Origin of the sequence: Nocardioides ginsengisoli (assembly GCF_039537225.1) — a bacterium.
GTDB lineage: Bacteria > Actinomycetota > Actinomycetes > Propionibacteriales > Nocardioidaceae > Nocardioides > Nocardioides ginsengisoli.
On record NZ_BAABAC010000018.1, the window covers coordinates 1 to 15,722 of the forward strand.

Annotated in this window: 14 protein-coding genes and 1 pseudogene; 10 read left to right on the forward strand and 5 right to left on the reverse strand. The window is 71.5% G+C overall.

The features are described from left to right. The first annotated feature begins 229 nt into the window (after positions 1 to 229). From AB4880_RS09400 to AB4880_RS09410, 3 genes and pseudogenes are all read left to right on the forward strand, one after another. The gene (locus AB4880_RS09400) at positions 230 to 1,009 is read left to right on the forward strand and encodes a DUF8608 domain-containing protein (protein WP_367918960.1); all 780 of its coding nucleotides are present in this window, start codon (positions 230 to 232) and stop codon (positions 1,007 to 1,009) included. Between the two features lie 67 nt (positions 1,010 to 1,076). Beyond that, positions 1,077 to 1,139: a hypothetical protein gene (locus tag AB4880_RS09405; protein WP_367919132.1), complete on the forward strand. Its 63-nt coding sequence runs from the start codon at positions 1,077 to 1,079 to the stop codon at positions 1,137 to 1,139. A gap of 45 nt (positions 1,140 to 1,184) precedes the next feature. Next, a pseudogene (locus AB4880_RS09410) lies at positions 1,185 to 1,324 on the forward strand (phosphotyrosine protein phosphatase); the annotation flags it as partial. A 106-nt stretch (positions 1,325 to 1,430) separates the two neighbouring features. Here AB4880_RS09410 and AB4880_RS09415 read toward each other — a convergent pair. Both AB4880_RS09415 and AB4880_RS09420 read right to left on the reverse strand, forming a co-directional pair. Beyond that, positions 1,431 to 2,417 carry a hypothetical protein gene (locus AB4880_RS09415; protein ID WP_367918961.1) on the reverse strand — a complete coding sequence of 329 codons (987 nt, stop codon included), beginning with the start codon at positions 2,415 to 2,417 and terminating at the stop codon, positions 1,431 to 1,433. 47 nt (positions 2,418 to 2,464) lie between these two features. Next, on the reverse strand, positions 2,465 to 3,574 hold the full coding sequence (locus tag AB4880_RS09420) for a hypothetical protein (RefSeq protein ID WP_367918962.1): 1,110 nt from the start codon (positions 3,572 to 3,574) through the stop codon (positions 2,465 to 2,467). A 1,433-nt stretch (positions 3,575 to 5,007) separates the two neighbouring features. Between AB4880_RS09420 and AB4880_RS09425 the strand changes: the two genes are divergently transcribed. From AB4880_RS09425 to AB4880_RS09455, 7 genes are all read left to right on the forward strand, one after another. Next, positions 5,008 to 5,214: a hypothetical protein gene (locus AB4880_RS09425; protein WP_367918963.1), complete on the forward strand. Its 207-nt coding sequence runs from the start codon at positions 5,008 to 5,010 to the stop codon at positions 5,212 to 5,214. 446 nt (positions 5,215 to 5,660) lie between these two features. Continuing rightward, positions 5,661 to 6,755: a glycosyltransferase gene (locus tag AB4880_RS09430; RefSeq protein ID WP_367918964.1), complete on the forward strand. Its 1,095-nt coding sequence runs from the start codon at positions 5,661 to 5,663 to the stop codon at positions 6,753 to 6,755. Then, complete coding sequence (locus tag AB4880_RS09435) at positions 6,752 to 8,077, forward strand: hypothetical protein (RefSeq protein WP_367918965.1); 1,326 nt, start codon at positions 6,752 to 6,754, stop codon at positions 8,075 to 8,077. The genes AB4880_RS09430 and AB4880_RS09435 overlap by 4 nt, the downstream gene beginning before the upstream one ends. Next, entirely contained in the window at positions 8,074 to 9,330 is a 1,257-nt protein-coding gene (locus AB4880_RS09440; RefSeq protein WP_367918966.1) for a lipopolysaccharide biosynthesis protein, read from the forward strand. The genes AB4880_RS09435 and AB4880_RS09440 overlap by 4 nt, the downstream gene beginning before the upstream one ends. Beyond that, positions 9,327 to 9,890, forward strand: a complete 564-nt coding sequence (locus AB4880_RS09445) for an acyltransferase (protein ID WP_367918967.1) — start codon at positions 9,327 to 9,329, stop codon at positions 9,888 to 9,890. The genes AB4880_RS09440 and AB4880_RS09445 overlap by 4 nt, the downstream gene beginning before the upstream one ends. Before the next feature lie 20 nt (positions 9,891 to 9,910). Then, positions 9,911 to 11,098, forward strand: coding sequence for a glycosyltransferase (locus tag AB4880_RS09450; RefSeq protein WP_367918968.1), 1,188 nt, complete (start codon positions 9,911 to 9,913; stop codon positions 11,096 to 11,098). After that, the gene (locus tag AB4880_RS09455; protein WP_367918969.1) at positions 11,095 to 12,267 is read left to right on the forward strand and encodes a glycosyltransferase family 4 protein; all 1,173 of its coding nucleotides are present in this window, start codon (positions 11,095 to 11,097) and stop codon (positions 12,265 to 12,267) included. Before AB4880_RS09450 ends, AB4880_RS09455 begins: the two co-directional genes overlap by 4 nt. On the opposite strand, the gene AB4880_RS09460 is transcribed toward AB4880_RS09455, so the two are convergent. From AB4880_RS09460 to AB4880_RS09470, 3 genes are read right to left on the reverse strand one after another with little or no spacing between them, the layout of a single operon-like run. Next, positions 12,218 to 12,889: an HAD family hydrolase gene (locus AB4880_RS09460; protein ID WP_367918970.1), complete on the reverse strand. Its 672-nt coding sequence runs from the start codon at positions 12,887 to 12,889 to the stop codon at positions 12,218 to 12,220. The two genes, AB4880_RS09455 and AB4880_RS09460, sit on opposite strands and share 50 nt — an antisense overlap. Continuing rightward, complete coding sequence (locus AB4880_RS09465; protein WP_367918971.1) at positions 12,867 to 13,841, reverse strand: ATP-grasp domain-containing protein; 975 nt, start codon at positions 13,839 to 13,841, stop codon at positions 12,867 to 12,869. The genes AB4880_RS09460 and AB4880_RS09465 overlap by 23 nt, the downstream gene beginning before the upstream one ends. After that, positions 13,838 to 15,679: a polysaccharide biosynthesis protein gene (locus tag AB4880_RS09470; RefSeq protein WP_367918972.1), complete on the reverse strand. Its 1,842-nt coding sequence runs from the start codon at positions 15,677 to 15,679 to the stop codon at positions 13,838 to 13,840. The genes AB4880_RS09465 and AB4880_RS09470 overlap by 4 nt, the downstream gene beginning before the upstream one ends. Positions 15,680 to 15,722 lie beyond the last annotated feature (43 nt).

Below are 15,722 nucleotides of genomic sequence, written 5' to 3' on the forward strand. Positions count from 1 at the left end.
TCAACGAGGACTCGCTCAACGCCGCCTGAAACAGCGGAGGTTGACACAGGGCAACTCATCGGGGTACTTCCTGGGTGCTGCCATGACTCTCATCCTCCATGGATTGAGAGCCTCCATCAGACCCGGGGCGATTCAAGGTGCCTGGTTTCCGATGAACCTGACGGCGGCGGGGCCAGGCGGTTCGTCTCGCCAAGAACCCTGAGGGCGGCGGGGCCAATAGTCTGACGTCATGGTCTTTGATGTCGCGCTGGGTCGCCTTGGTGCCGTGATCGAGGAGGGCACTGGCTGGCCTCGACCGTTCTGTCCGCACTGTCTGGCTGGACATCTACGCTTCGATGAGCCGGTGCAGGTCGAGCATGGTGAGTCGAAGCGTGCGCGCCAGGATGACTACTGGGAGCCAGAGTGGATCAGGGGCGTGTTCACGGCGTCTGGGGCTTGTGAGAACCCAGAGTGCGAGCAGCCAGCGGTAGCGACGGGTACGTACGAGGTTGATTACGCCAAGAAGCGCCCACATGACGAGTACACGGAGTCGGGGCCTCCGTACTCGGCCTTCTATTCGGTCAAGCAGGTCTACCCGCCTTTGGTGCTGATGCGGTTGCCGGAGACGACTCCAGAGCCGATCCAGGAGGGTGTGGAGCGTGCGGCTGCGGTGTTGTTCACGGACCCGGGGCTCGCGGCAACGGCTCTTCGGCTGGTGGTGGAGCAGTTCCTGACGAGTGAGGGGATTGCGGCTACGCGCCCGACGGGCGGCTTCATCAGCGCCGACGATCGCATCAAGACGTGGAAGAAGGGCGCGACGGGTCGGGACCGTGTCGCTGACCTGCTGCTGGCTGTGAAGTGGATCGGGAACGCCGGGACGCACAGCCTGTCTACGTTGACTGTCTCGGAGGTGTTGAAGGGCGTCGAGATCCTCGACGAGGCGTTCCATGCTCAGTTCATCGGGCCGGACATTGATGCGCGGGCGAAGGCTGTGAATGACGCGCGCGGCCCTGTATCGCCCACGACGTAGCGGCGCTCCACCCTAAGTCCTCCCCGGCTGGCTCGGCCTCACGAAGACAACCGGCCTCGACGTCTCGATGTGGGGCATCGCGAAGTCCGTGCTCGTCTTCATCGGCATCCCACTCCTGGCTGGGTTGTGACTCGCACGCTCGGCGAGAGGGCCAAAGGGCATACCTGGTACCAGCGGCGACGAGTGCCCATACTTCCCCGGCAAGCGCTACGAGGACTGGAAGTTGACGACCCCGCCGGACAGGGCATCGAAGCCGTTCGACCCCTCCGCGACGAGATCAAGAGCCGCGTCCAGGCCCTCATCTCCCCCTCGTGACCGCCTGAGCCGACCACGCGAGGTACGTGCTTTACGCGCTCACTAGCGGGTTCGTAGCCCTCCCCGGCACAGTCAGCGAGGACTGGCGGGCCCGGGCCAGGCCGCGCTAGAAGAGAGTGTCCTGGCTGAACTGCGGCGGACGCGGCTCCACCGAGCGGGCCTTCACCACCGGCTTGGCCTCCTTCGCCGCCTTGAGCGCGATGATGCGGTGCTCGTCCTTCTCCCCGGTCAGTCGCAACTTCTTGCGCGAGACCTCCCAAGTGCCGTCCCGGTTATCGGCGGCCAGCCCAGCGGACTGCAACAGGCCCAAGGCGTGTCTCACCTCGTCCGTGCGGCACTTGCCGAACCGGTCCCGCAGCACCTCCGCGATCTCGTTGGGGACCACGGTCACGTCCGCTGAGATGTTGGGGAACTGCGTCGGCCAGTGCTGGCTCCACAGGTGGGTCGCCAGGTAGAGCGGGTCGATCGGGTCGTTCATGAACTTCCGGGTGGCCTTGACGCCCACCATGTGCGAGATGCGCACCTTCAAGCCTCGGTCCAGCAGCCAGCCCAACGTCACCGGCTCCTCGACGGCCGGGAGCTTCCCGTTTTCGGAGTTCTGTAGCCGCTGAAAGGTGTACCGCACGTCGTCGCGGTCGTACTGGACGATGATCGGAGCCTTCGACGGCTTGTAGAAGTGCTCCTTGCTGAGCATGCGTTCCACGATGATGCGGCGCACCGCGTCCAGTCCGTCCCGGAACGGCACGATCTGCATGACGTTAATGTCAGTCACCGGCACGCAGTTGCCGTTGGAGTCGATGGGCAGCCGGTCCAGCCGGTCGTACTTCCCGATCTGCTTTACGGCCTTGTCCACGCTGTTCTCGTGGAGCGCCAACTTCGCTATCTCCCCCACGAGGCCTGTGTCGTCGTTGAAAACCAGGGTGAAGTCGGGCGTGGACTCCACCTGGTGTCCTTCAGCGTCCACCATGACGATCTTCGGGAACCGTTCGAAGTGGCGGACCCGGCCAGCAAAGAGCCCCGAGTGCACGAAGAGCCACTCGAACGCGGAGACGATGTCGACGTACGCGTCGTAGGTGGCAAAGTCCCCCAGCATCCGCTGCGCTTTGCTAGCGGCAGCATCCCCGGCGGCCAATCCGGGCCTCAGTCGCTGATGAGGTCGTAGAGCGAGACCGGCTGGGGCTCGGGCGTCTCCCGCAGGCCGGTGGCCTCGAAGTGCAGGCTCAGCGACTGGGCGATGCGCGTGAACGACCCGAGGCTCGCCCGGAAGCCCGGGTGAATCTCGATGGCGTCCGGACTCGTGACGAACAGGTCATAGTTCGACCCGTCGGCGTTGTCGGTGACCGCCACGTGCAGGTACGGGTTGCGGTGGAAGACCGAGAAGGTGATGTCGCGCTCCTCGGCCAGGCTCCGCAGCACCTCACCCGTCGCGTTCGCGTCAATGAGCAGCGGCTCCGGCAGCCGCACCTCGATCGGCCTCTTCGGCGGCTCGTTGACCACCCGCTGACGGTTCGACATCAACTCGCGGCGACGGTGGGCGGCGACGGCGAGACGAGCCAGGACCCGCGCCTGGAAGACCTCGAAGTCGCCCCGGTAGAACGTCGCTCCGGCAATGCGGCGCAGCAGCACATCCATCACGTCCCCGACGTGCAGATGCAAGGTGCGCAGCGAGGCGCCGATGGACTCCGCCTCCTCGACGACGCTGTGGTGGTCGGGGCGAAGCGTGCCCACCAGGGCGGGGAAGCCACGCGACCACGAGGACCGGTCAGCATGCACACGGCCCGTGACGCGCTGCACCTCAACCTGATCGTGCTCAGACAGCGCTGTACCGATGGCCGTGAAGTCGTTGTGGTCCAGGAAGCAGCGCACTGCATGCGGTGCTGCGTTGTTGATCCACCGGTCGACCTTGTCCCACCGCGAGTCGGTCGCGGGGATGGACCCGATCAGGTGAAAGACACCTCCGAAGGTCGTCGGCCAGGCCGACAGCACGAAGGGACCCTTCTCGTCGTCGACCCGCATGACCGAGACGCCACCCACGGTTCGGACCTCGTAGTCCGCTTCGCTCTTGGGATGGATGACATCGAGGGGGTTGGCGTCCTCCGCGATGATCGTTTCGACCACCACGTGCTCGGCGGGCTTGCCCTGGACAGCGGCGACTACGTCAGCCAGTGGCGCAATGTCCCCGGATGCGGCCTGCTCCCACAGGAGCGTGTCGAGGCGGGCGGGAGTGGTGCCGTACGCGGCCTTCGCCATCGCCTTCCCTCCCGCTCGTCCCCCGCTGGGGCGGTCCATTGCCAGTATCGGTCCTGCGCCTCGCCTGCACATCCGAGCGCTGCTAGGTCGGGAGACTAGCGCCATGCCCGTTGGTGCCGGGTCCGAATGGGCCTGGCAACCGTCGCCAGAAGTGTGAAGAACTGTGAAGGGTCGCTTGAACTGTGACGGACGAGCACCGGTCGGCGGGTAGACCCTGCGCCTTGATGAAGAATGCAGGAAGCGCAGCGGGAGCGCATCGAGCAGCAGCTGGTCGAGCCACCCGCCGCTACTGGGACCAAGCGTCGGTCGTAGAGCAGATGGATGTTTCTTGAGTGACGTCGTTACCGTCGGCCCCAGCGCCGGACGGCCGGGGGCATGCGCGGGCAGCCCGCCCTGAGCGTCGTCGGCCACTCTGACCCCCGTTGAGGCTGAGGGTGTGGTCAACGGTGGACAGGCTGTAACCGATGTCGGCCGGACCGAAATCTATTGCTCTCGAACGCTGAACAGGAACGGAATCCATGACAGACGGCAACCCCGAACCGAAACGGGCTGGTACTTAGGTAGGGAGCAGAGCGGACACGACGCCCATCTCGATGACGCCTCGCGCCGTCAGCTCATCGACGCAAGTGGCAATGTCGGCCGTGGGCACATACCAGCGGCTCCCAATTGCCGATGACGAGGGCTCCCAATTGCCGATGACGAGATCGTCGACCGGGCCGCGACAGTTGAGCTCGTCGCCGGGCATGCGGTCAGGTTGGTGACAAGCGGGCAGGGGCAGGCCTACCGGAGGGTTGCGTCGATCAGCGTCGCAATGGTCAGAGGCCCGATCTCTACGACGTGGACGAGCAGGCGAAGGCACGGCAAGCCAAGGTCGATCCCAAGAACAAGCGGCGCGACCGAGAAGTCGGTGCCGCGCACTCGAGAGCTCAGCGGCGCCGCCGGCCGCACGCCAGCGTTAGAGGGCGCGTATCTCGAACGCGTGTTGCAGATTCGCGACGGTGAGTGTTCCAAACTCGTCGTCGCTGAGCGTGACCTGATTGCAGACTCAGGGATCGTCGGCAAGAACCTCGGCGAGATGATGCGACGCTCTTCGGCCACGTCACCGGCAGCCGGCGGTGAGAGCCGACCGCAGCAGTGGAGGCGAGGGTGCCCTCCGGCGGTCATGCCTGTGGATGAGCGCCAATTTGTGTCGGACCTTCTCACTACGATCAGAGCCAGTCGGTTACAGGGATGTAGTTCCCGGGTGGCCGACGAACGACCTGAAACAGCAAGCCCCGACCGCGGGCTGAGCCAACGATCGGGGCCTGGATACAAGCGGCAAACTTGTCTGGGCACCGTAGCAGCCACACAAGTCTCGCTCCCAGATGGAGCGGGGCCTCGGTGGCTTGTGATGTCGTCGGCTCGCATGTCTGTCTCCGGAGAAAAGAGATGTCATGACGAAGCACCCGACCAACCACCAGAAGCCTTGGAGCCCCTCTGACGACAAGGCACTGCGCCAGTTGGCGAAGGAGAACACTCCGACGCGGGTGATGGGCATCAAGCTCGGTCGAACGCCGGGCGCGGTGCAGTCGCACGCTGCCGATCTCGGGGTCAGCCTCAAGCCGACCAATCAATCCCCCTACGGCAAGAAGGGGAAGTGACGTGCCCGGCCCGACGGCGGGTCACCGCGTAAAGGCCGTGGTGGTGTGCCGATCCGGCCACTCTCACGAGGTGTGCATTGTGGTCCACCGTGAGGTGCACCCGAACCTTCGCTGCTCGCCTGATGCCGGGCCGGGTTACGGACCGGGCGGCGGTGGATGCATCCTTCCCCCTGACCTGAGCGAACTCGCCGAGCGCGAGCTCCGCGATCACTATCAGGAGTCGGTCCGCAGGGGGTCGCTGCTGATCGCGGCCTGACGCGGCGGTCGCCGTCCCGGTCGATGACTGGGGCGGCGACCCCGGCGCTCCGTCGAGCGCGTGACAAGGCGATGTGGCGGCGACCTGCGCCGGAGTCGGCGATTCCGTCACGAAGTACGAGCGGACCGGTCCGTCACCGTGGGGCCGGTGACCGGGTCCCTCGGTCGCACGAGAAGGAACCACTCGCCCCATGCCCCTCGAAGACGCCGCGCCGTCGCGCCGGCCGGTGAGCGTCGTCCACGTGATCGGGTCGCTGGATCGGGGCGGCGCGGAGACGGTGGCGCTCGACCTTTGCCGGGCGATCCCGGCGGAGCGGGTGCGGCAGGTGTTCGTCTGTGCGTCGGGACGGCGGGGGGCGCTGGCTCCCCAGTTCGAGGCGGCGGGTGCGGAGGTCCGGGTCTACGGGCGTGGGGGAGTGCTACGCACGCTCGTCGGGCTGGCCGCCGACCTGCGGCGCGAGCGGCCCGACGTGCTCCAGTCGCACCTGGGGATGGCGAGTGCGCTCTTCCTCCTGCCCGGCCGCCTGTACGGCGTGCGCCGGCGCATCGCCCGCATGCACTCCGAGGGCGACGGGCGGGCCGACACGTGGTGCCGGCAGGCCTACCGCGCGTTGGCGCGCCGGCTGATGGCGGCGGTGGCGACCGACGTCCTCGCGGTGTCACCTGGGGCGCTCGCCTTCGCGCTCGGCGACGGTCGCCCCGCCCGCGCCCCGTACGGCGTGCTGCCCAATGGCATCGATCTCGAGCGGTTCCGCGGCCCGGCCGAGCGCGGCGGGCGCGAGGTCGTCGTCCTCCATGTCGGGCGCCCGGATCCCGCGAAGAACAGGGCGTTCCTCCCCCCGCTGGCCCGGGCGCTCGCCGAGTTGACCCCGAGCCGGGTGTGGGTGGTCGGCGGGGGGACCGAGGTCGACCTGCCGGGCGAGCATCCCGGGATCGACGACCTCGGCGCGCGGCGGGACGTGCCGGAGCTGCTGCGTCGCGCCGACGTCCTGGTGCTGCCGTCGGTCCGGGAGGGGCTGCCCACCGTGGCCTTGGAGGCGCTGGCCTCGGGTGTGCCGGTCGTCGCGTCCGACATCGGCGCCGCGACGTCGCTGGCCGCCCAGCTGCCGGGCGTCCGCGTCCTCTCCCTCGACGACCCGGTCGACGCGTGGGCGCGGGCGGTCGTCGACGCCGCCCGCCTGCCGGCCGCCGAGCGATGCGAGCTGCAGCGCTCCCTCGACGCGTCCCCGTTCGACCTCCGCACCAACGCCCTGCGCTGGCAGGACGTGTGGGGCGTGGGCTGGTGAGCAGCGGCCTCCGGGCGGTGGTCGGGCTGGTGCTGCTGTGCGCGGCGCTCTTCTCCGTCACCGGGATGACCGGGATGACCGAGCCGACGATGGGCGGGCTGGCGTGCTGGCTGCTGGTGGGGCTCGCCGGCGCGCTCGTGGCGACGTACGACCCGACGGCCGGCGCGGGCGGTGCGCCGACGCTCTATCTCGCGGTGTTCGGGATGTTCCATGCCGGGCTGATCGTCAGCTACGTGGCGATCGGCGACTCGGCGCTGGTGGGGCAGGGCGACAACCGGTTCGTCGACCCGCAGACGCTGCTCCGCCCGGTCATCGCGGTCCTGACCGGACTGCTGGCGCTCGTCGTCGGCTACCTGCTCGCCCGCCACCTCGCGCCCGTCGCGCCCCCGCACGACAGCCAGCCCACCGCCGACCGCGTCGGCGTGGTGGGGCTCGTCGCCGTCGTCGTCGGCGCCGGCATCGTGTTCCGCACCCTCGGCCAGGGCGGCATCGGTCTCGGGTCGGGCTATGGCGACTTCCTCGAGGCCGCGGCCACCTCGACCTACGGGTACGGCGTCCTGCTGGTCGGCTACGGCTGCTCCTTCCTCGTCGTGGCCGGTGGCCGCTACCGCACGCTCGGGCTGGTGGCGATGGGCGTCGTCGGGTCGGTCCTGCTGGTGCTCGGCAGCCGCGGCGCCGTCCTCTTCCCGGTGCTCGCCATGGTCTACGCCGTCGGGCGCCGACGTCGGGTCCGCCCGGTCTCGGCGGTGATCGTGGCGGTGCTCGGGCTGGGCGTCACCTCGGTGATCCGGGTGACCCGCCTGGGCGGCTTCCGTGCGCTGCTCGCGGGCGACGGCGACTTCTCGCCGTGGCACGGCCTCGCCGAGCTGGGCTACTCGATCTATCCGGTCGTCGTCGTGCAGCGCTGGATGGACGGCGGCGAGGAGCCGCGCCACGGCGTCACGCTGATCGCCGTCCCGCTGCGCTTCCTCGCCCGCCTCTTCGGCGGCGGCGCCCCTCCCGCGAAGGAGGATCACCGCCTCTTCAACGTCGAGATCCTCGACCGGCAGGGGCCGATCGGCGGCTCGCCGATCGCGGAGGCCATCCGCAACGGCGGGCTGCCGTTCGTGGTCGTGCTGATGGCGGCGATCGGCGTCCTGCTCTGGCTCGCGGCGCGCGGGCAGGGGAGTCGCGGCACGCTGTGGGGCGTCGTCCTGCTGCTGCCGCTGTTGATCGGCACCCGCAACTCGTTCGCGCCGATTCCCGCCCAGTGGCTGATCGGGTCGCTCCTCGTCGTCCTGGCCTCGGCCGGCGCCCGCGCCCGCGACCGGGTGCCGACATGACCGGCGCCTCGCTGCGGCGCAATGTCGCCGCCGTCGTGGTCGGCAACGGCGCCTATGCGATCTGCCAGTTCGCGATGCTTGCCGCGCTCGCCCGGCTCACCGACAGCACCGAGGTCGGGCGCTACGCCCTCGCCCTCGGCGTGACGGCGCCGCTGTTCCTCTTCGCCGGGCTCAAGCTGCGGCAGGTGCAGGTCACCGACGTCCACGGGCGCAACACCCCGGGGGAGTTCCTGGGCCTGCGGATCGTGATGTCGGTGCTCGCCCTGGTGGCCTCGGTGGGAGTGGCGCTCGTCGCCGGGCAGCCGCCGGGCCCGGTCACCGCGGTCGCGCTCAACAAGATGGCCGAGGGCCAGCTCGACTCGCTCTTCGGCACCCTGCAGCGGCATGAGCAGATGACGAATGTCGCGCGGGCGCAGGTCGCGCGGTCCACCCTCGGTCTGGTCGCCTTCGTCGCCGCGGTTGCGGCGACGGGGTCCGCGGCAGCCGGTGCGCTGGCGCTGGCGGCGGTCAACGTCCTGGTCTCCCGTGCCACCGCGGCCGTCGTACGACGTCAGGGCCGCTCGGTCCGCCCCGAGCTCTCCCCGGCAGCCCTGTGCTCGCTGGCCTGGCTCGCGCTGCCCCTCGGCGTCTCGGTGGCGCTGGGGTCGGTCCTCGCCAACGTCCCGCGCTATCTCCTCCAGCACTTCGAGGGACCGTCGGCCGTCGGTGTCTTCGCGGCGCTCGCCTACGTCACCGCGACCACCGGCACCGTCGTGCAGGCGGTGGCCGAGTCGGCGAGTCCCCGCCTCGCCAACCAGTACGCCGCCGGCGAGCTCGGCGCGATGAGCCGGCTGCTCGGGCGGCTGGTCATGACCGGCGCCGCGATCGGACTGCTCGGCGTCGTCGCGAGCTGGGCGTTCGCCGCGCCGGTGCTGCGGATCGTCTTCGGCCCCGAGTACGCCGCCCACGCCGACGTCCTCGTCGTGCTGATGGTGGCGGCGACCCTGCAGTACGCCGCCGTCTTCGTCGGCACGACCGTCGACGCGGTGCGCGCCTTCCGCGTGCAGGCGCCGCTGACCGCCCTCGGCCTGCTCACCGCGATCGTCGCCGGCTGGACGCTCACCCGCGACGGCGGCCTGATCGGCACCGCCTGGTCGACGGTCGTCACCCAGGTCGTCCTGGGCGTGGGGCACGTGGTCGTGCTCGTCACCGTGCTCCGACCGCGGCTGGAGCGCCGGCAGCCTCGGCACCGCGCGCTGACGGGGCGCCGATGAGCGTGCGCCACGCCGTGGCGAAGGGAGCCCGCGGCGCGTGCCACGGGGGTCTGCTGCTCGCGAGCCGGTGGCGGGTGCTGTCGATCCGGCTGCGCCACCCGGATGCTCGGCTGCTCGGGCGGATCCTCCTCGAGCGCGGCTGCCGGGTCACCGCCGCGCCTGGGTCCGTGCTGGTCGTCGAGGGCTGTTCCCTCGCCCGCGGCGCGACCCTGGCGACCGCACCCGGTGCCGAGCTGGTCGTCCGTGCCGACTACGTCGGCCCCGGGGTGATGATCGTCGCCCGGGAGCGCGTCGTGATCGGCGCCGGCACCAAGATCGCCGAGCATGTCACGATCCGCGACGCCGACCACGACCACACCGTCCCGCTGCGGGCGAGGGTGTTCGTCTCCGCCCCGGTCCACATCGGCGCGGACGTCTGGATCGGCTGCAAGGCGACGGTTCTCGCCGGCGTCACCATCGGCGACGGGGCGACCGTCGCGGCCGGTGCGGTGGTGACGCGGGACGTCGCTCCGGGCGAGACCGTGGCCGGCGTACCGGCGCGCCCGATCGGGCGTCGATGAGCGCCGCGTCACGAATCGTCGTGGCCCCGGTCCTGAACCATGTGCGACTGCTGGTGGCCACGGAGGCGCGCCTCTTCCGGGCCCGCGACGAACGGATCTACACCGACGGCCTCTACGGCCGCCGCTTCTTCGACCGCTACCTCACCGTCTTCGACGAGGTACGGGTCCTCGCCCGGGTCGGCAGCTCCGACCTGCCCGAGCCGCCCGGCGCCGCGAGCCTGGTCGAGGACGAGCGGGTGCGGGTGCACCCCCTGCCCGACTACCGCGGTGCGCTGGGCACGGCGCGCCACGGCGGTGAGGTGGCCCGGCTGGCGCGCGGCGCGGTCGACGGGACTGACGCGGCGATGCTCCGCGCACCCGGCTATGTCGCGCAGGCCGCCCACCGGGCCCTCCTGGGCCGGCCGTACGGCGTCGAGGTGGTCGGCGACCCGGAGGAGGTGTTCCGCCGCGGCGCCAGCCGCCATCCGGCCCGCGCGATGATCCGCCGCTCCACGACCGGGACGCTGCGCCGGATGACCGAGCACGCGACCGTCGTCGGCTACGTCAGCTCGGTCGTGCTGCCCGAGCGCTACCCGGCGCCGCGGGCCCGGGCGGTCGCCACCTACTCCAGCGTCTCGCTGACCCCGGAGTGCTTCCTCGTCCCCCGCGCCGAGCCGCGGCCGGTGCGGGCGCTGGTCACCGTCACCAGCCTGGAGCAGCCCTACAAGGGCGTCGACGTCCTGCTCCGGGCGCTCACCAGGCTGCCCGACGACGTCACGCTCACCGTCGTCGGCGACGGACGGCTCCGCGCCGAGCTCGTCGCCATGGCCAGGGCGCTCGGGCTGGCGGAGCGGGTGACCTTCACCGGCAACCTGCCGGGGCCGGCCGCCGTACGCGAGGTGCTGGCGGCCTCCGACGCCTTCGTGCTCGCCTCGCGCACGGAGGGACTGCCGCGCGCGATGCTCGAGGCGATGGCCGCCGGCCTGCCCTGCGTCGGCACCGACGTCGGCGGGATCCCCGAGCTGCTGCCGGCCGCCGCGCGCTGCCGGCCGGGGGACGCCGTGGGGCTGGCCGCGCTCGTCGACGGACTGATCCGCGACCCGGCGGCCGCGATGCGGCAGGCCTGGGCGCTGCAGGACAAGGCGCGCGGCTATGCCGCCGACCAGCTGCAGCGGCGCCGGAACCTCCTGCTCACCGCGCTGCGCGCCGAGGTCGGTGGCCGACGGTGAGGGTGCTGCACCTGGTGAAGACCGGCGTCGGGGCGGTGTGGGCGCAGCGCCAGATCGAGGTCCTGCACCGGATGGGCGTTGACGTCCACGTCGCGCTGCCCGACGGGCCGCGCGCGGCCGACTATCGCGCGTCGGGCATCGCGGTCCATCCGACCAGCCCGGGGCTGGTGCCCACCCGACCGTCGACCTGGCCCGTCGCGGTCCGCACGGTCCGCGAGCTGGTCGACCGCATCCGCCCCGACCTGGTGCACAGTCACTTCGTCGACACCACGCTCGCGATGCGGGCGGCGCTGTGGGCGTCCGGCCCGCCGCGGGTGTTCCAGGTGCCGGGCCCGCTGCACCTCGAGCGTGCCCCCACCCGGTGGATCGAGCTCGCGACGGCCACCGACCGCGACCACTGGATCGCCAGCTGCGGGTGGGTGCGCGAGCGCTACCTGCGCAGCGGCCTGCCCGAGAGGCGCGTGCACCTGAGCCACTACGGCACCGACACCGCGCGCTTCGCGGTCGCGGGCGGCGCCGGCTCGCTGCGCGCCGAGCTCGGGCTGGCGCCGTCCACCGCCCTGATCGCGATGGTGGCGCACTTCTACGCCCCGAAGCGCTATCTGGGCCAGACCCGCGGCATCAAGGGCCACGAGGACCTGATCCATGCCGCGGCCCGGCTGGTCGGCGCCGGGCACGACCTGCACGTCGTGTTCGCCGGCGGGCCGTGGGACGGCGCCGACACGTACGCCGTCGAGGTGCGGGCGCTGGCGGCCGCCGTCCTGCCGGGGCGGCACACCTTCCTCGGCCTGCGCGACGACATCCCTGCCATCTATGCCAGCGCCGACCTGGCGGTGCATCCGTCGGCGTCGGAGAACCTCGGCGGCGCGGCCGAGTCGCTGCTCGCCGGCGTCCCGACCGTCGCGACGCGGGTCGGCGGCTTCCCCGACGTCGTCCGGCCCGGCCGCACCGGCTGGCTCGCCGCGCCGCGCGACCCGGTGTCGCTGGCGGCCGCCATCGGCGACGCGCTGGCCGACCGCGAGCGCGCGGCCCGCTACGCCGCCGCCGGCCGGGTGCTCGCCCGCGAGCTCCTCGACGTCGACCGTACGGCGGGCGAGGTGGCCGCGATCTACGACCGGATCATGGCGCGGCAGCTGCCGCGACCACCTCGATCTCCTCGAACGAGCTGATCATGTGGTCGGGGCGCGGCCGCGGATCGTCGTCCTGGCGGTGGATGTGGCGGCCGGTGTCGCGCACGCAGATCGTCAGCCAGCCGAGCTGCACAGGGACGACGAAGTCCTTGCGCGTGTTGTCGCCGATGAAGACGAACCGGCGCGTGGGGTGGCGATCGACGAAAACCCCGTAGTTGCGGGGATCCGGCTTCTCCGAGCCGATCTCCTCGGAGACGACGACGTGGTCGAGGAGGCCGGTGAGGCCGAGCGCGGCGAGCTTGTTGCGCTGGGTGACGCTGCGACCGTCGGTCACCACGCCGACGACCGCGCCGAGGGCCACGGCGTCGGTGAGGACCCGCCGGACGCCCGGCCCGAGGGTGATCGACGGCCGGTGCTCGCGATAGCACCGCAGCAGCTCGTCGACGCCCACCCGCGCGCCGCACTGCTCGGCCGCCCACGCGAAGGCGTTCTCGCCGCTCCGGTAGCGGCACCACATCGGGACGAGGAGGTCGGCGCCGACGAGCGGCGTCAGCATCCGCGCGACCGCGCGGAAGCCGGAGGCGACGAAGTCGATCTCGGCGTAGAGGGTGTCGTCGAGATCGACGACCAGGCAGCTGTCAGGACCGAGCGGCAGCCGCATCGAGCACGACCTCCTGGTCGTAGCGCAGCATGAGCAGCCCGTCGCGCCAGCCGTCGTACGAAGCGACGGGCAGCCGACGGACGTACTCGTCGAGGAGCCAGCGCGGATAGTTGGCGCCGGCGGCATAGCTGAGCGGGAAGCCCCCACCGAAGCGGGCGTTGATCTCGATGCCGACGATCCGGTCGGACGCCGGGTCGAGGAAGAACTGTGCGGTCAGGCAGCCCACCGCGCCGTCGAGCCGAGCCAGTCGCTCGGTCAGGAAGGGCACCAGCGCGTTGCGGCAGGTGAGGGCCTTGCTGACCTCGCCGGCGCGGACCTGCAGCCGTCGCCGCGGCACCACGCAGCGCAGCACGTGGCCGCGGTCGTAGTAGAGGTCGACGGTGTGCTCCTCGTAGCGGTCGCCGTCGAGGTACTCCATGAACATCAGCCGCTCGTCGCGGAGGTGACGGTCGAGCAGCTCGTCGGGGCGCCGGATCACGGCGGCGTCGGCCGACCGGCTGCCGTCGTACGGCTTGACGAAGAGCGGGTACGTCGGCCGTTCGCGGTCGATCGCGCGCGGCACCTCGATCCCGCGTGCGCGGAACAGCTCGTTGGTGCGCCGCTTGTCGCGGCAGGTCGCGACCAGCTCGGGGGAGGAGACCACCACCTCGACCTTGTGCGCGAGGAAGCGGTCGCGGGCGTCGGCGAGCACCTGCAGCTCGGTGTCGATCGTGGGCACCAGCACCGAGATGCCGCGCCGGACGCACTGGTCGAGCAGCCGGTCGACGTACGCGGGGTCGTCGGCGCGCGGCACGGTGAAGGTGTCGTCGGCGATCTGGCAGGCCGGGCTCAGCGCGGGCCGCAGGTCGCAGGTGTGCACCTGGCCGTCCGGGTCGAGCTCGCGGAGCTCGTGCTGGAAGGCGCGCACCAGTGACACCCGCTGGCCCGCGGAGGTGATGAGGACGTGGGTCACGCGCCGACCTGGATCCCCGAGGGCTGCGGCCGGAGCGACGCGCAGGTGTTTGCGAGGCGGTGGGTGAGGAGCGCCGGGTCCTCGCGGACGTCGAGCCGGCGTACCGCGTCGGTCGCCAGCCGGGGCACCGGAACCTGGGAGACCAGCGGGTGACGGGGGCGGGCGTCGGGCTCGCCCGCGGCGAGCAGGTCCTCGTGCAGCTTCTCGCCCGGGCGGAGGCCGGTGAACTCGACCGGGACCGTCGTACCGGCCATCTCCATCATCTGCTCGGCGACGTCGAGGATGCGGACCGGCTCGCCCATGTCGAGGACGAGCACCTCGCCGCGCTCGCCGATCGCCGCGGCCTGGATGACGAGCTGCACGGCCTCCGGGATGGTCATGAAGTAGCGGGTGACGTCGGGGTGGGTGACCGTGACCGGGCCGCCGCCGGCGATCTGGCTGGCGAAGGTGCTGAGCACCGAGCCGCGGCTGCCGAGGACGTTGCCGAAGCGCACCGACAAGAAGACGCCGTCGGCCCGCGCGGCGACGTCGGCGGTCAGGCACTCGGCCAGCCGCTTGCTGTAGCCGAGCACGCAGATCGGGTCGGCGGCCTTGTCGGTGGAGACGTTGACGAACCGCTCGACGCCGACCGCCGCCGCCGCCTCGAGCACCGCCAGGCTGCCCCAGACGTTGGTCTGCACCGCCTCGCCGGGGTACTGCTCCAGCATCGGCAGGTGCTTGAGGGCGGCGGCGTGGAAGACGACCTCGGGCCGGCGCTCCTCGAAGAGCCGGACCAGACCCTCCTGGTCGCGGATGTCGGCCAGCACCACGTCGGCCGTGTCGAGCAGCGCGCGCCCCTCCAACGACAGCTGGACGGCGTGCAGGGCCGACTCGTCGCGGTCGAGCATGATCAGCTCGCTCGGCGCGAACTGCTTGATCTGGCGGCACAGCTCGGACCCGATCGACCCGCCGGCGCCGGTGACGAGCACCCGCTTGCCGGCGAGATAGCCCGCCACGGCGGGCAGATCGGTGTCGATGACGTGGCGCCCGAGCAGGTCCTCGACCCGGATGTCGCGCAGCTCGCGGATGTCGGCGGCCCCCGAGGGGAGGTCGGTGATCGCCGGCAGGATCTTGACCTGCAGGCCGGCCGCCCGGCCCGCGGTGGCCCAGGCGCGCAGCGTGCTCGCCGGCGCGTGGGGCGCGGCGACGACCAGCGCCTCGGCGCCGGTCTCGCGGACGACGCGCGCCAGGTCGTCGGTGCGGCCGAGGACGGGGACCCCGCGGATGCGCAGGTTGTTGCGCCGCGGGTCGTCGTCGAGGAAGCCGACCGGGCGCCAGCCGTGGTCGAGCCCGGCGAGCATCGCCTCGACCACGGTGCGCCCGGACCGGCCGGCGCCCAGGATCAGGGTCGGGGTCGCCTGCCAGCGGGCGCGACGCTCCTGGCGACGCTCCGCAGCACGGCGCAGTCCGGCGCGGGCCGCGGCGGTCAGCGCGAGGGTCAGGCAGGCGGCGGCGATCGGCACCGAGCGGGGCAGGAAGGGCTCGACGACGACCATGCTGACCAGGGTCAGCGCGGTGCCGGTGACCACGACGGTGGATCCGAGCAGGAAGGCTTCGTCGAGACTGCCGAGCGCCGCGCGGCGGCGGTAGAGCTGGAGGCCGGAGCCGAGCACGAGGTGGGCGAGACCGGTGGCGGCGCCGACGGCGAGGACGCGCGGCCAGTCGACCTCGGCCGTCGTACCGGCGACGGCGGAGAGGCGCAGCGCGCAGAAGACGGCGACGGCGACCACCCAGGCCAGCGCGTCGCTCGCGGCCAGCGCGGTCACCAGCGGTGCCCCACCGAGATGCCTGCGTTCCATCGGCTCCTCCCCCCGGGCGCGCGGCAGACGCGCGTGCCCATCG

Bases quoted from the DNA above. Each gene is read 5' to 3' on its own strand.
- AB4880_RS09400 (WP_367918960.1), top strand. From the start codon at position 230: ATGGTCTTTGATGTCGCGCTGGGTCGCCTTGGTGCCGTGATCGAGGAG.
- AB4880_RS09415 (WP_367918961.1), bottom strand. From the start codon at position 2,417: ATGCTGGGGGACTTTGCCACCTACGACGCGTACGTCGACATCGTCTCC.
- AB4880_RS09420 (WP_367918962.1), bottom strand. From the start codon at position 3,574: ATGGCGAAGGCCGCGTACGGCACCACTCCCGCCCGCCTCGACACGCTC.
- AB4880_RS09425 (WP_367918963.1), top strand. From the start codon at position 5,008: ATGACGAAGCACCCGACCAACCACCAGAAGCCTTGGAGCCCCTCTGAC.
- AB4880_RS09430 (WP_367918964.1), top strand. From the start codon at position 5,661: ATGCCCCTCGAAGACGCCGCGCCGTCGCGCCGGCCGGTGAGCGTCGTC.
- AB4880_RS09440 (WP_367918966.1), top strand. From the start codon at position 8,074: ATGACCGGCGCCTCGCTGCGGCGCAATGTCGCCGCCGTCGTGGTCGGC.
- AB4880_RS09445 (WP_367918967.1), top strand. From the start codon at position 9,327: ATGAGCGTGCGCCACGCCGTGGCGAAGGGAGCCCGCGGCGCGTGCCAC.
- AB4880_RS09460 (WP_367918970.1), bottom strand. From the start codon at position 12,889: ATGCGGCTGCCGCTCGGTCCTGACAGCTGCCTGGTCGTCGATCTCGAC.
- AB4880_RS09470 (WP_367918972.1), bottom strand. From the start codon at position 15,679: ATGGAACGCAGGCATCTCGGTGGGGCACCGCTGGTGACCGCGCTGGCC.